Annotated in this window: 11 protein-coding genes; 8 read left to right on the forward strand and 3 right to left on the reverse strand. The window is 66.9% G+C overall.

Features of this window, described 5'->3' with window-relative positions; translation table 11 throughout:
• The first annotated feature begins 37 nt into the window (after positions 1–37).
• The 5 genes from H9Q09_RS06465 to H9Q09_RS06485 all read left to right on the forward strand — a co-directional run bounded on the left by H9Q09_RS06465 (position 38) and on the right by H9Q09_RS06485 (position 6305).
• Positions 38–637: a TRAP transporter small permease gene (locus H9Q09_RS06465; RefSeq protein ID WP_187390375.1), complete on the forward strand. Its 600-nt coding sequence runs from the start codon at positions 38–40 to the stop codon at positions 635–637.
• Positions 638–1966, forward strand: a complete 1329-nt coding sequence (locus tag H9Q09_RS06470; RefSeq protein ID WP_024349078.1) for a TRAP transporter large permease subunit — start codon at positions 638–640, stop codon at positions 1964–1966. It abuts the gene before it with no gap.
• Positions 1967–2236: 270 nt separating this feature from the next.
• Positions 2237–4042 carry a potassium/proton antiporter gene (locus tag H9Q09_RS06475; protein ID WP_187390376.1) on the forward strand — a complete coding sequence of 602 codons (1806 nt, stop codon included), beginning with the start codon at positions 2237–2239 and terminating at the stop codon, positions 4040–4042.
• Positions 4043–4254: 212 nt separating this feature from the next.
• Positions 4255–5448, forward strand: a complete 1194-nt coding sequence (locus tag H9Q09_RS06480; protein ID WP_187390377.1) for a phosphoglycerate kinase — start codon at positions 4255–4257, stop codon at positions 5446–5448.
• 95 nt (positions 5449–5543) lie between these two features.
• Entirely contained in the window at positions 5544–6305 is a 762-nt protein-coding gene (locus H9Q09_RS06485) for an SGNH/GDSL hydrolase family protein (protein WP_187390378.1), read from the forward strand.
• A 56-nt stretch (positions 6306–6361) separates the two neighbouring features.
• On the opposite strand, the gene H9Q09_RS06490 is transcribed toward H9Q09_RS06485, so the two are convergent.
• Positions 6362–8347, reverse strand: a complete 1986-nt coding sequence (locus H9Q09_RS06490) for a cache domain-containing protein (RefSeq protein WP_187390379.1) — start codon at positions 8345–8347, stop codon at positions 6362–6364.
• Positions 8348–8877: 530 nt separating this feature from the next.
• On the opposite strand from H9Q09_RS06490, the gene H9Q09_RS06495 reads away from it, so the two are divergent.
• Complete coding sequence (locus H9Q09_RS06495; protein WP_246716029.1) at positions 8878–9531, forward strand: class I SAM-dependent methyltransferase; 654 nt, start codon at positions 8878–8880, stop codon at positions 9529–9531.
• A gap of 97 nt (positions 9532–9628) precedes the next feature.
• Here H9Q09_RS06495 and H9Q09_RS06500 read toward each other — a convergent pair whose 3' ends face one another.
• A complete protein-coding gene (locus tag H9Q09_RS06500; protein ID WP_187390381.1) occupies positions 9629–10648 on the reverse strand; it encodes a ligase-associated DNA damage response exonuclease in 1020 nt (339 codons plus the stop codon).
• Between the two features lie 135 nt (positions 10649–10783).
• Here H9Q09_RS06500 and H9Q09_RS06505 point away from each other — a divergent pair, with 135 nt between their 5' ends.
• On the forward strand, positions 10784–11173 hold the full coding sequence (locus H9Q09_RS06505; RefSeq protein ID WP_187390382.1) for an STAS/SEC14 domain-containing protein: 390 nt from the start codon (positions 10784–10786) through the stop codon (positions 11171–11173).
• Between the two features lie 3 nt (positions 11174–11176).
• Positions 11177–11803, forward strand: a complete 627-nt coding sequence (locus H9Q09_RS06510; protein ID WP_024349086.1) for a YitT family protein — start codon at positions 11177–11179, stop codon at positions 11801–11803.
• On the opposite strand, the gene H9Q09_RS06515 is transcribed toward H9Q09_RS06510, so the two are convergent.
• Positions 11788–13491 (reverse strand): mechanosensitive ion channel domain-containing protein, encoded by a 1704-nt coding sequence (locus H9Q09_RS06515; protein WP_187390383.1) that lies wholly within the window; start codon positions 13489–13491, stop codon positions 11788–11790. The two genes, H9Q09_RS06510 and H9Q09_RS06515, sit on opposite strands and share 16 nt — an antisense overlap.
• Positions 13492–13500: the final 9 nt, after the last annotated feature.

Below are 13500 nucleotides of genomic sequence, written 5' to 3' on the forward strand. Positions count from 1 at the left end.
CGTCCGCCTTTTTTTCCTCACCAAGGACGATCCGAGCATGACTCGTGACCCCATTGCCGTGGACGGACGCGATCCGGACCTCAGCGCCACCAGCGAAGGCACCGGAGACACCACGCCCGAGGCGGGCTTTCTCGGGCGCAGCGTCGAGCGAGTCGGCATTATCTTTGCCGCAGCCATCGTCCTTGCGGCGGCCATTCTGCTGTTCGAAATCTTCATGCGCTACGCGCTCGACAGCCCCACCAACTGGGTGCACGAGCTGAGCATCTTCCTGTGCGCCATCGCCTTCATCTACGGCGGCCTGTTCTGCGCCGCCCGCGACAGCCACATCCGTGTCGTGCTGATCTATGACGCGCTCGGCCCCCGCCTGCGCACCATCTTCGACGTGATCATCTACGTCATCAGCGCGATCTCGGCGGCCTTCTTCGCCTGGGCCTCCTGGCTCATGGTCAAGGGTTCGTTCTGGACCCCGAGCGGCGCTTTCCACATGGAAGGCACCGGGTCCGCCTGGAACCCGCCGACCCCCGCCCTTCTGAAGGGCTTTCTGTTCATCGTCATGATCATTCTGGCCGTCCAGTTCGTGGTGCTGGCCGTCAATCATGCTCGTCGCGCACGGCGCGGTTCCAAGCAGGACGCATAAATGGCCGAAATTCTCGACCTCGGCATCAATCTCAAGGCGCTTGGCATCGGCTACGGCACCCTGGTGATGTTCCTCATGCTGTTCGGGTTGCTCCTGACCGGCATGCCGCTCGCCTTCGTCACGCTTCTCGTGGCGCTGATCTTCGCTCTCGGCTGGTTCGGTCCGATGGCGGTGCCGCTGATCACCAGCCGGGTGTTCAGCTTCGTCTCGTCCTTCATCTTCGTCTCGGTGCCGATGTTCGTGCTGATGGCGGCGATCCTCGATCGATCCGGCATTGCGCGCGACCTGTTCGACGCCATGAAGCTGATCTCCAACCGCATTCGCGGCGGCGTGGCGATCCAGACCATCTTCGTGGCCGTCATCCTGGCGGCGATGAGCGGCATCATCGGCGGCGAGATCGTGCTGCTGGGTCTTCTGGCTCTGCCGCAGATGTTGCGCCTGGGCTACGACCGCAGCCTGTCGATCGGTGTCGTCTGCGCCGGCGGCGCGCTCGGGACGATGATCCCGCCGTCGATCGTCCTGATCGTCTACGGCCTTGCGGCCAACGTCTCGATCGGCGCGCTGTTCACCGCGTCCTTCCTGCCGGGCGTGATGCTGGCCAGCTTCTACGTGCTGTACATCCTGTTCCGGGCGTATTTCACCACGGGCGCGGTGCCGGATCCCGATCCGGAGATCATCCCGCTGTCGCAGAAGATCTCGCTGCTCAAGGGCCTGATCCTGCCGCTTCTGGTCGTCACCTTCGTGCTCGGCTCGATCTATGGCGGCATCGCCTCGGTCACCGAAGCTTCGGCCATCGGCGTCGGCGGCGTGCTTCTGGCCACTATCGTGCGCGGCGAGTTCACCTTCGAACTGCTGCGCGGCGCGGCCATGCAGACGCTGGCCACCGTCGGCATGATCGTCTGGATCGGCATCGGCGCCAGCGCCATCGTCGGCGTGTTCAATCTGATGGGCGGCATCGACTTCGTGTCGTCGCTGATCATCGGCATCTCGGACGAGCCGCTCTACGTGCTCCTGTTCATGATGCTGATCCTGTTCGTGCTCGGCATGTTCCTCGATTGGGTCGGCATCGCGCTGCTGACCCTGCCGATCTTCGTGCCGATCATCGTCGAGCTGGGCTACGATCCGATCTGGTTCGGTGTCCTGTTCTGCATGAACATGCAGGTGTCGTTCCTGTCGCCGCCCTTCGGCCCGGCCGCCTTCTATCTGAAGAGCGTCGCGCCGCCGGAGATCTCGCTCGGCGACATCTTCAAGGCCCTGCTGCCGTTCATCGCGCTGCAGATCCTGGCGCTTGCCGTGCTGATCATGTTCCCGGGCATCACCGGGCGCTAGACCACAGCACAGGCCTGCAAGGCATCGAGGCCGGTCCGCCATCTTGGCGGGCCGGCCTTTTTCATGTGACGGCAACCATGTTCGCCGAACCCGGCGCCCATCCGGCACGCTGCCGCAGATTTTCGGCGCCACGGGGCGCGTCCGAGTGGATACCGGCGGCGGGCCGGCTATATGCTGGGTCTCGTGGCCCTTCGGCCGCCGACGGCGCGGCGTTCAGCCCGGAGGCGGCGCGCGGGCTCAGCCTCGTGAGAAGGACTGCCGATCCCGCCGATGCTCGAATCGCTCTACCTCGTCATCCTCGTCGGCACCGTCCTCATCCTGCTGGCCGCGTTTTCCAGCCTCCTCGCCTTCCGCTTCGGCGCGCCCCTCCTACTCCTGTTCCTGTCGATCGGTCTTCTGACCGGCGTCGACGGGCTGGGCATCGACTTCGACAATGCCGACCTCGCCTATTTCGTTGGCACGCTGGCGCTGGCGATCATCCTGTTCGATTCCGGTTTCGGCACGTCCCTGCAATCCTTCCGCCAGGCTGCGGTGCCGGCGGTCATGCTGGCGACGGTCGGCGTCCTCATCACCGCGATCCTGTTCGGTTTCGCGGCATCTTGGCTGCTGGGTCTCCCGATCCTCGAAGGCATGCTGCTCGGTGCCATCGTCGGCTCGACCGACGCGGCGGCCGTGTTCTTCCTGCTGCGCGTCGGTGGCATCACCATCCGCGAGCGCGTCCGCTCGCTGCTGGAGATCGAATCCGGCACCAACGATCCGATGGCGATCTTCCTGACCATCGCGCTCGTCGAGCTGCTGTCGTCGGGCACGGGACTGGACGAACTCGGCGCAGACGTCTTTCTCGGCTTCGTGCGCCAGATGGGCCTCGGCGTGGCCTTCGGCTTTGCCGGTGGCTGGCTGATCCGCACGCTGGTCTCGAAGCTGGCGATCGATCGCGGTCTCCTGCCGATCTTCACCCTCGCCCTCGCCATGCTGGTCTTCGCCGCCACGGGCGCCGTCGACGGCTCGGGCTTCCTGGCCGTCTATATCGCCGGTCTCTATGCGGCCAATAGCGGCCTGCGCAGCGCCCCCAGCCTCAAGCGCTTCCAGGACGGGCTGACCTGGCTTGCGCAGATCGTCATGTTCCTGATCCTCGGCCTGCTGGCGACGCCGTCGGAGTTCGGCGCCATCCTCCTGCCGGCCATCGCGCTGGCGGCCTTCCTGATCTTCGTCGCCCGGCCCTTCGCGGTCTGGCTGTGTCTCCTGCCCTTCGATTTCCAGCGCCGCGAAGGCGCCTTCATCTCCTGGGTCGGCCTGCGGGGCGCGGTCTCGATCCTGCTCGCCATCGTGCCGCTGATCGGCGGCCTCGACGAGGCGCGGCTGTTCTTCAACACCGCCTTCATCATCGTCCTCGCCTCGCTGCTCGTGCAGGGCTGGACGCTGGGCCTCGTCGCCCGCCGCCTCGGCCTCGTCGTGCCGCCGCGGATCGGGCCGATCGAGAAGGTCGAGCTCGAACTGCCCGGCACCGCCAATCATGAGCTCCTCTCCTACCGGGTGGTCCCCGACAGCCCGGTGGCCCGCGGCGAGCGCATTCCGCGCTGGGCCCGCCCCTCGCTGGTCATTCGCGACGGCCAGTCCATGCGCTATCAATATGCCGGGCGGCTGCGGGCCGGCGACTACGTCTATCTCTTCATCTCCCAGCGCTATCCGCCGCTGCTCGACCGGCTCTTCGCCAGCCCCGCGCGGGTGAGCCCGGACGATGCCGAGTTCTTCGGCGAGTTCACCGTCGATCCCGCCTCGCCGGCCAGCGGCCTTGCCGTCGCCTATGGTGCCCGCGTGTCGGACGCCGAGGCGGATCTGTCGATCTCGCAGATGATGATCGCGCGCCTCGGGGGCCGCGCCGAATATGGCGACCGGGTCACGGTGCGGCCGGTGGAACTGATCGTCCGGGAGGTCGGCGTCGACGGCAACGTCGTCAGTGCCGGGCTGTCGCTGGAGCCGGAGGGCGGACGCGGCGGCCAGATCCCGCTCTTCCTCAATCTCCGCGATCTCTTGGCACTGGCGCACAAGGTGCTGGGCCGACGCAAGGCGGACTGAGGCTTAGGGGCGAAAACCGGCCGCCAGCGCGCCAACGCCGTTGCCCTCGCTCGGCCTCCCGCGCTACATCGCCTTCGGCGCCTGCGGCTCCGCCCGGGCGCTTTCGACGGGGCACCCGCTTATCGACGGGACGCGGACGGTCCGCCAGGATCGCCGGCGTCCTTCTGGCCTGATCCGGCGCCCCTCGGCGTGTTTCCATGAGGAGAACCACCATGACGCAGTTCAAGACGCTCGACGATGCCGACGTCACCGGCAAGCGCGTATTGCTGCGGGTCGACCTGAACGTGCCGATCAAGGATGGCGAGGTCGGCGACCGCACCCGCATCGAGCGAATCCTGCCGACCATCCGCGAGATCGCCGACAAGGGTGGCCGCGTCATCCTTCTCGCCCATTTCGGTCGCCCCAAGGGACAGCCGAACCCGGAGATGTCGCTGGAGCCGCTGGCACCCGTCCTGTCGCAGATGCTCGGGATGCCGGTCGGCTTTGCCGATGATTGCGTCGGCCCCGTCGCTGCCGGCATCGTCGCGGCCTTGAAGGACGGCAATGTCGTTCTCCTCGAGAACACCCGCTTCCATGCGGGCGAGGAGAAGAACGACGAGGAATTCGCCAGCCAGCTCGCCTCGCTCGGCGACATCTTCGTCAACGACGCCTTCTCCGCCGCCCATCGCGCCCATGCCTCGACCGAGGGCCTGGCCCGCCATCTGCCATCCTATGCCGGCCGCACCATGCAGGTCGAGCTGGAAGCGCTGGAAAAGGGCCTCGGCAATCCCGAGCGTCCGGTGGTGGCCGTGGTCGGCGGCGCCAAGGTCTCGACCAAGATCGACCTCCTGAGCAATCTCGTGACGCGTGTCGATGCGCTGGTCATCGGGGGCGGCATGGCCAACACCTTCCTCGCAGCGCAGGGGATCGATGTCGGCAAATCGCTCTGCGAGCATGATCTGGCCGACACCGCCCGGTCGATCCTGGACGCGGCGAAGACCGCCGGCTGCGAGATCGTCCTGCCGGTGGATGCGGTCGTCGCCCGCGAGTTCAAGGCCGGCGCCGCCAACGAGACCGTCGCCGTCGATGCCGTTCCCGCCGATGCGATGATCCTCGATGCCGGGCCGAAGACCGTCGAACTGGTCTCCGGCTGGCTCGACAAGGCGAAGACGCTGGTCTGGAACGGCCCGCTCGGCGCCTTCGAGATCGAGCCTTTCGACGCCGCCACCATGGCCGCTGCCCGCCATGCCGCCCGTCGCACGAAGGCCGGCGACCTCGTCTCCGTCGCCGGCGGCGGCGATACTGTCGCGGCGCTCAACCAGGCCGGTGTCGCCGACGATTTCACCTATGTCTCGACCGCCGGCGGCGCCTTCCTGGAATGGATGGAAGGCAAGCCCCTGCCCGGCGTCGAGGTGCTGAAGGCCTGATCCGAACCTCGCCGCGGCGGTAAGCCGTTGCGGCGGGTCCGTCTCGGACCGATCCCCACCCCGTTATCGATTTCACAACACGACGGAGCCGCCGCATGGCCATTGGCGACGCCTTCCTCTCCTGGCTCCTGTTTCCCGTCTATGTCTGGCAGGGCCTCGGCGTGCGCCGGCGCGTCGAGCGCATGGTGCCGCCGGCCGGCCGCCACAGCGGTCTCTGCGGAACGTCCTCCGGGACAGACGCCCCGATGCGCCTGCTGGTCATCGGCGACAGCTCGGCCGCCGGTGTGGGTGTGGACGTGATCGAGGACAGCCTTGCGCCGAAACTTGCCGAACGGCTCTACGCCCTGTCCGGCCGGGATGTCTTCTGGCGCGCCGCCGGCTCCAATTCCGCCGTCTCGGCGGACGTCCGCGATCACGTGGTGCCGCATCTGGATGAGCCCTTCACCCATATCGTCCTGATGATCGGCACCAACGATGCCAAGAACTTCCACGGCGCCCTGCGCTTCAAGAAGGCGTTCGGCACGCTGCTCTACGCCCTCAAGGCCAAATGGCCGGACGCTCGGATCGTCTGGTCGCCGCCCGTCGATTTCGAGAGGGTCCCGGCGCTGCCACGCGGCCTTGCCACGGTGCTGGAACTGCGCGCCCGCATCGTGCGCCGCATGGGCGCGCGGCTCTGCGCCGAGCGCGGCGCCATCTCGGCCACCACCCTGCCCCGCGTCGAACCCGCCGGCTTCTCGCGCGACGGCTTCCATGCCTCGATCGAGGGCTACGCCTATGTGGCCAACCATCTGGTGACCTATGTCGTCGGCGATGCGGCCGCGTGGAGCTCCGGTTCATCCGAGACCGCGTCGGACTGAACGGCCGATCCCGCCGTCAAGAGGGCGCGCGCTGCCCTGCGCGACCGGTCCTGCCCTCAGGCATCGACGTTCGCGGGTCGCGGCCCGGCATGCTCTTCCAGCTTCTCCATGGTCAGGATCACCCGCAGGCCTTCCGGGCTGATCTGTCGCTGGATACCTGCATTCAGGCGGCTGGCCATGGCGTCGAGCATGACCGAGCCGAAGCCGGTATGCTGCGCCTGATCGACATCGTCGCCCGTCGGGGGCTCGGTCGGCGTTTCCGCCCACACCATCCGCACCGCGCCATCGCCGGCCGCCGACCAGCGAACCTCCAGGACGCCGCCGCTCCCGCGCAGCGCACCGTATTTCGCCGCATTGGTCGCCAGTTCGTAGAGGATCAGGCCAAGCGGGGTGACGGAGGACGAGGAAACCGTCACCGGGTCGCCCTCGATGGTCAGCTTCACCTCGTCGATCCCCGCATAGGGCTTCAGAACGCTCGTCACGATCCCGGCGAGCTGCGTTTCGCGGGCGCTCTGCGTGTCGGCATGGGCCCGGGCCAGCGCGTTGATCCGCCCGCGCGCCTCGTCCGCCGCCTCCATGGGCGTCGTGGCATGCTTGGCCGCCAGCGTGACCAGCGAGGCGGTGATGGCGAAGAGGTTCTTCACCCGGTGATCGAGCTCGTGGGTCAGCATCTCGGCATTGCCATGGGCCTTTTCGAGCCCGCGATTGGCCACTTCCAGTTCCTCGGTGCGCTCCTCGACCCGCCGCTCCAGCACACGGCCCGCCTCGCGCAGCTGTTCGGTCAGCGTCTCGTTTTCGCGCCGATAGTCCCGTAGCCAGCTCGTCGCCCGGCGCATCGCCTGTCGGGTGCCGGCCAGTTCCTTGGTCCACATGGACGGCAGCGGAATATCCCCGAAATCACCCTCCGAGATGCGCTCCGCCTGGGACGCCAGGGCGCCGAGCGGCCGCGTCAGGGCCCGTGCCAGGAGCACGCCAAGCAGCGCGGTCAGCGCCGCCACGCCCGCGACCACCGCAATTCCGATGTTGCGGACGCTGTGGATCGGTCCGAGAATGTCGCTCTCCGGCAGGTAGGTGACGACCGCCCAGGGGGTCCGCGACCCGGCCAGCCGTTTGACCGCGCCACGCCAGTTCTCCCCGTTGGCCTCGAAGCGGGTCAGCCGCGTCTCGCCCGGTTTCACGCTGGCGAGCCCGCCTGGCAGGGTGCTGACCGCCTGGGCCAGTGCCGGATCGTCGATTTCCCAGACCCGGGCGAAGCGCTGCCCGCCGGAGACGTCCTCGGCCAGCAGGAAGGACGAGTCGCGGTGGGCGATCACTTCGCCCGACTGCGAGACGATTGCAGCCGACCCGCGCTCGCCGATCCTCAGCCCGTCCAGGAATTTCGACAGCGCATGGATCTCGATGTCGATGCCGACCGCGCCGCGCATGCCCAGCCGATCGTCCGCCCGCACCGGCGTTGCGACCGTGATCCCCGGCCGCTGCGACGAGAAGAAGATGTAGGGATCCGTCCAGACCACCTCCCGACTCATCGACGCCTTCACGTACCAGGGCCGCGTGCGCGGATCGTAGGTATCGGCATCGTCGCGACGCCGAGATACCGGCCGCAGATCCTCCGTCAGATAGACCAGCTCCACGGTCCGGGTGGGCTGCGTCGCGATTCGCTTCACCCGGTACTGGGCGCCCTCCACGGTGGTGTCGCGGCTGACATAGATGAACGAGCCATCGGCGGCGCCGTAGAAGATGCCGGCGAAATCGATACGCGATCGCAGGATTTCGTAGAAATAGCGCTCCAGCGCCGGGCGGTCCGCCGTGCCCAGCACCGGGCTTTCGGCCAGACGCTGCGACAGTGCCGCGGCATCGTCCGCCGGATTGAGGAAGTTCTGCGTGAAGGTGGTGGTGTCGTCCGCGACCCGCTGCGTCAGCTGTTCGGCATAGGACAGGAGTACGTTCTGCGACGCGAAATAAGTCAGCGCCAGGATCGCCAGCAGGGCAACGACCTGCAGCGCGACGAGCGTCGACGTCAAAACCGTTCGAAAGGACCACATGCCGTCTTGTCCTCCCCACCCCAATGGCAGGACGGAGCGAGTGTGACCGCACCGGCCGCGATCTACAACCCGGTGGCCTGCCGGACATGACGGCATCCTGACGGACGCGCCGCCCCGGAAGCGCTGGCACGAAGTGCAGCCCGAGCAGCACCGGACCTCGTCGAAGACAAGCGGATGACCCCGCGCCGGTCAGGGCGAGAACACGGACGCTAAGTCGATGATATGGAACCTCTATCGCGCCCGGTCCGATAGTCATCGAAAAGATACGAATATCGCGGCGCGTGGACAAGGTGATATCGCATCAGCAAATTTTCAGAGCGCTGCGGAGCCCCGGATGCATCTGCGAAGATTGCGATCGCGGATAAATTTGCGGGAAGCCGATGAATGGTTCGCGATCAATCGCTTATCGATGACGCGGGCCGGATATTACTCGCTGAACGGACATCGTTTCGCGCCACAGCGGTTATAACCATTTGCGTCCCGTGGTATGTGCAGTGCGTCATGGCACCGCAATCGACAGGAGACGACATTTGCACGATTCCGTCAGCACGATTCATGCCTCGCACGCCCTTGATGGCGATCCGGACAAGCTGAACGATTATTACGCCGACTGGGCCGGCCGCTACGACAAGGATGTCGGCGACCAGGACTATGGTTGTCCGCGCGTCGTCGCCTCGACTGCCTTGCTGGTGGCCGAGGCCTATCTCAACAAGGCACCCGGCGAGGTGTCGGTTCTCGACGCCGGCTGCGGGACCGGCCTTGCCGGCGAGGAACTGCGCAAGCGCGGCTTTCGCCACGTCGATGGCTTCGACCTGTCCAACGAGATGGTCGACATCGCGGCGAAGACCGGCGTCTACGGCAAGCTCGCCGGCGGCATCGACCTCAACGAGGATCACGAGAACCCGTTCGAGCAGCAATACGACATCATCGTCTGCGCCGGCGTCTTCACCCTCGGCCATGTCGAACCCCGAGCCCTGACCCGGATGGCCCGTTATCTCAAGGCCGACGGCCTGATGGTGATCTCGACCCGCAACAGCTATCTCGACGCGTCCGACTACGCCGCCGTCAGCAGGGAGTTGGAGGAGGAGGGCCTCGTCAGGCTGGTGATGGAGATCCCCAACGCCCGCTACATCGCCGAGGAGGGCGCGCATTACTGGATCTACGGCCGCGGCCCGCGGGCCTGAGGCGGTCGGACGAACTGAACGGCATGGGGGCGCCCGGCACTGACCGGAGCGCCCTTTTTCTTCAGGTCCCAGCCCGGTCTCCCCGCGCAAGACCGCCCTATTCGGCCTCGTCCTCGTAGCCGACGAGGTGCAGCGGCCGGGCCCGCGTCTGGCGCAGTTCGCACCAGCGCACCAACGCCTCCTCGCGGCCATGGGTCACCCAGACCTCCTGCGGTCTGATTTCGTCGATCGTCTCGGTCAACTCGTCCCAGTCGCAATGGTCCGAGATGATCAGCGGCAGTTCCACGCCGCGCTGCCGGGCGCGCTGGCGCACCCGCATCCAGCCCGACGCAAAGCACGAGACCGGATCGGGAAACCGCCGGGCCCATTTGTCCGCGAAGGCCGAGGGCGGCCCCACCACCACCGTCCCGGCAAAGGCCGCCTTCGCCGTGCCCGCCTTGGCGTCGACGGTGGCGGGGCGCAATTCACCGAGATCGATGCCCTCGCTCTGGTAGAAGTCGCAGAGCTTCTTCAGCGCGCCGTGAATGTAGATCGGGGCGTCATAGCCCGCATCGCGCAGATGTTTGATCACCCGCTGCGCCTTGCCCAGCGCATAGGCGCCGACCAGATGCGCGCGCTCGGGAAACTGCGCCACGGAGGTCAGCAGCTTGTCCACCTCCCCCGCCGTGTCCGGATGCCGAAACACCGGCAAGGCGAAGGTCGCCTCGGTGATGAAGACGTCGCAGGGCACCGGCTCGAAGCCGGCGCAGGTCGGATCGGCCCGCCGCTTGTAGTCGCCGGACGCCACGATGGTCAGCCCCTTGTGGGACACTGCGATCTGCGCCGAACCCAGCACATGACCGGCCGGGTGAAACGTCACGTCGACATCGCGGATGCGGACCGTCTCGCCGATCGCCGCCTCCTGCCGTTCGACGCAGAACTCCTCGCCGTAACGCACGGCCATGATCGCCAGGGTCTGGCGGGTCGCCATGACCTTGGTGTGGCCGGAGCGGGCATGGTCGGCATGGCCATGGGTGATCAGGGCCCGCTCGACCGGGCGAACCGGATCGATGAAGAAATCGCCTGGCGGACAGTAGAGCCCTTCCGGCGTCGGTCGCAGCAATTCGTCGGGACGCATGCGAAATTCCTCGTGGCGATGCTGCGGGGTCGGCTGCGCCGGCAAAGCCAAATCGCCGGGCGTGCATCGTGGTTCCTTTCGCAGCGCAACAGATTATGCTGGAAGCAGCGATCCGCCACCATTCGAGTCCGACCGATGCTGACCATCATTCCCGAATCCGACGCCGTCATCGCCTTCGAGATCGACGGGCGCATCGACAAGGACGACGTCGAACGCGTCATCGCCGTCGTCGACACCAAGCTCGCCGAACGGCCCGGCGCGCTGTCGATCCTCGTCATCGTGCGCGAGGTCGGCATGTTCACCCCGGCGGCGATCGCCCGCGACCTGCAATATTCCCTCGGTCGCTTCCGCGACCTGTCGCGCTTCCGCCGTGTCGCGGTGGTGACCGACAAGAGCTGGGTGCGCTCGCTGGTCGGGCTGCAGGATCTCGCCTTGCCCATGGTCGACATCAAGGCCTTTGCCCTTGCGGACGATGACATCGCCCGTCTCTGGGTGAAGAACGGCAACCCCGCGGCGACCTTCTGAGCCATGACCTCGGGTTTCGGACGCTGGTCGGCAACGGCCACCCACCATTCGCCGCTCGAGGATGCGCAGGGCATCCTCACCGGCGCCCTCATGGTCACGATCGGCCTGTCGATCCTGGCCCATCTCGGCTTCGTCACCGGCGGCACGGCCGGCCTGGCGCTGATCGTCTCCTACGCCACCGGCTGGAATGTCGGTATCGTGTTCTTCCTGATCAATCTGCCCTTCTACGGCCTGGCGATCACCCGCCTCGGCTGGGCCTTCACCATCAAGACCTTCCTCGCCGTCGCCTGCCTGTCCGTACTGACGGCGTTGCAGCCGGAATATTTCACGCTCGGCGCGGTGAACCCGCTGGTCGGTGCGGTGCTGGGCGGCGTCCTGATCGGCTACGGGCTTCTCGCCCTCTACCGTCACCGGGCCAGCCTTGGCGGCGTCGGCATCCTGGCGATCTACCTGCAGGACCGGCTGGGCTGGAAGGCGGGACTGACGCAGCTCGCCGTGGATCTGGTGATCCTGGTCCTGTCCTTCGCCGTCGCCGACCCGGTCGCCATCGTCTATTCGATCATCGGCGCCTTGGTGCTGAACCTGTGGCTCGCCGTTAATCACCGGCCAGACCGCTACATCGCCGCCTGACGCGAACCCTCGCCGTCGCGCGGGTCGACGGCGGCCACCAGCTCCTCACGCTCGCGCGGCAGGTAGACGGCGCGGTCCGCGACAGGCCCGCCATTCTCCGCCTCCAGCCGGACCACGGCCTTCAGCATCGTCTCGCGCAGGCGGCACTGCATCGTCCAGCCGGTGGAGGGATCGGAGGCCGCCGCGAGGAACCAGACCAGCATGCCGGAACGGTCCTGGTCGACCACATAGACGTCGGCCGTCTCCCGGTTGATGACGTCCTCGTCGTTCTGGACGAACTCCTGGAAGGCCTCGCGCAGCCGGTCGACATCGGCCCGGTGGTCGAGCCGCAGCGCCACGATCTTGGTGATGCTGGAATCCTGCTTGGTCCAGTTCTCGAAGGTGTGGGAGACCAGCTCGTTGACCGGCACGATCAGCCGCCGGTTGTCCCAGGTCTGCAGCTGAATGTAAGTGAAGTTGATCTTCTCCACGTAGCACCACTGGTCGTCATAGAGCACCGCGTCGCCGATGCGGGCGGTCTTGGCCAGCGCGATCTGCAGGCTCGCCATGATGTTGGCCAGCACCGAGCGGGCGGCGAAGGCGAGCACCAAGCCGATCACGCCGGCCGAGGCCAGCAGCGAGAAGCCGAGGGATTCGAACGCATTGGTCTGGATCAGGACGAGCGACACGCCGGCGCCCAGCGCCAGCACGATGGCGACGCGCCGGGCCGCCGAGATGTTGGTGTAGAGATCGCGCTGCTCGGCCGCTTCGGAATCGCCGAGCGCCTCGACGTTGCGTTGCACCACACGGTCGAGGACGGCATCGACGATGCGCACGCCGATCATGGCCAGCGCGATGACGAACAGGGTCGACTGCAACGGCGTCAGAAACCGGTTCACCGCCCCGGAGAAGGTGAAGAGCAGCGTGTTCACCAGCGAAAAGGTGCCGACGCAGGCCATCAGCGCGACGGGCATCTGAATGGAATCGAGGATCCGCCGGGCGATGCGCGACGGCTGCCGCCACTTCACCCGGCCGATCCAGGCATGGACCAGTAAAGCGGCGCCGATGGCGATCAGGAGAACCAGCGGCAGCGCCACCACCTCCCACCAGGCCAGCGTCCAGAAGGCGCGTTCCCGCATGAAGCCCGGCAGCGACTGCTCGAACCGGGTCGGACCGTAGATTTCATGGAGGGCCAGAATGTTGCCGACGGTCTGCCGGGAAAACAGCCAGACCGGCTCGCCATCCGCAGGCTTGACCCGCGCGATCCGCACCGAGACCGGCCGGTCCGGCAGTTCGAGGATCGCCAGCCTGATGTTGCGCCGGGGCTCTCCGGCCATCGGGTTCTCAGCCGCGACGTTGGTCGCCATCGCGTCCGGCCGGTCCGACAGATCGCCCCAGTCGAGCCACATGCCGTTTTCGGCGATGTCGAACATCCGCTTCGCCAGCACCGGTCCCATCTCGGCCTGCAGCGCCGGGTCGATGTCGGAAAGGTCCAGCATATGGGCCGCCATCTCCCAGTTCCGGGCATTGGCGGCGGCGACGAAGCTCTCCATCATCCCCTGCGGAGTCTCGTGACCGATATACGCCTCGGCCGGGGGCAGCCCGCTGTTCAGCGTGTCGATCTCGTAGTAACGGGTCGGCGCACTGTCCTGCGCGGCGGCACCGGTCAGCGTCGCGAGAAGGATGAGGAAAACGGCAAGCAAGCGCATCGGCGGGCC

The sequence above is a fragment of the Aurantimonas sp. DM33-3 genome (genome assembly GCF_014334315.1).
Taxonomy (GTDB): Bacteria; Pseudomonadota; Alphaproteobacteria; order Rhizobiales; family Rhizobiaceae; genus Aurantimonas; species Aurantimonas coralicida.

Coding starts and splice junctions, on each gene's coding strand:
- H9Q09_RS06465 (WP_187390375.1), top strand. CDS start 38: ATGACTCGTGACCCCATTGCCGTGGACGGACGCGATCCGGACCTCAGC.
- H9Q09_RS06470 (WP_024349078.1), top strand. CDS start 638: ATGGCCGAAATTCTCGACCTCGGCATCAATCTCAAGGCGCTTGGCATC.
- H9Q09_RS06475 (WP_187390376.1), top strand. CDS start 2,237: ATGCTCGAATCGCTCTACCTCGTCATCCTCGTCGGCACCGTCCTCATC.
- H9Q09_RS06480 (WP_187390377.1), top strand. CDS start 4,255: ATGACGCAGTTCAAGACGCTCGACGATGCCGACGTCACCGGCAAGCGC.
- H9Q09_RS06485 (WP_187390378.1), top strand. CDS start 5,544: ATGGCCATTGGCGACGCCTTCCTCTCCTGGCTCCTGTTTCCCGTCTAT.
- H9Q09_RS06490 (WP_187390379.1), bottom strand. CDS start 8,347: ATGTGGTCCTTTCGAACGGTTTTGACGTCGACGCTCGTCGCGCTGCAG.
- H9Q09_RS06500 (WP_187390381.1), bottom strand. CDS start 10,648: ATGCGTCCCGACGAATTGCTGCGACCGACGCCGGAAGGGCTCTACTGT.
- H9Q09_RS06505 (WP_187390382.1), top strand. CDS start 10,784: ATGCTGACCATCATTCCCGAATCCGACGCCGTCATCGCCTTCGAGATC.
- H9Q09_RS06510 (WP_024349086.1), top strand. CDS start 11,177: ATGACCTCGGGTTTCGGACGCTGGTCGGCAACGGCCACCCACCATTCG.
- H9Q09_RS06515 (WP_187390383.1), bottom strand. CDS start 13,491: ATGCGCTTGCTTGCCGTTTTCCTCATCCTTCTCGCGACGCTGACCGGT.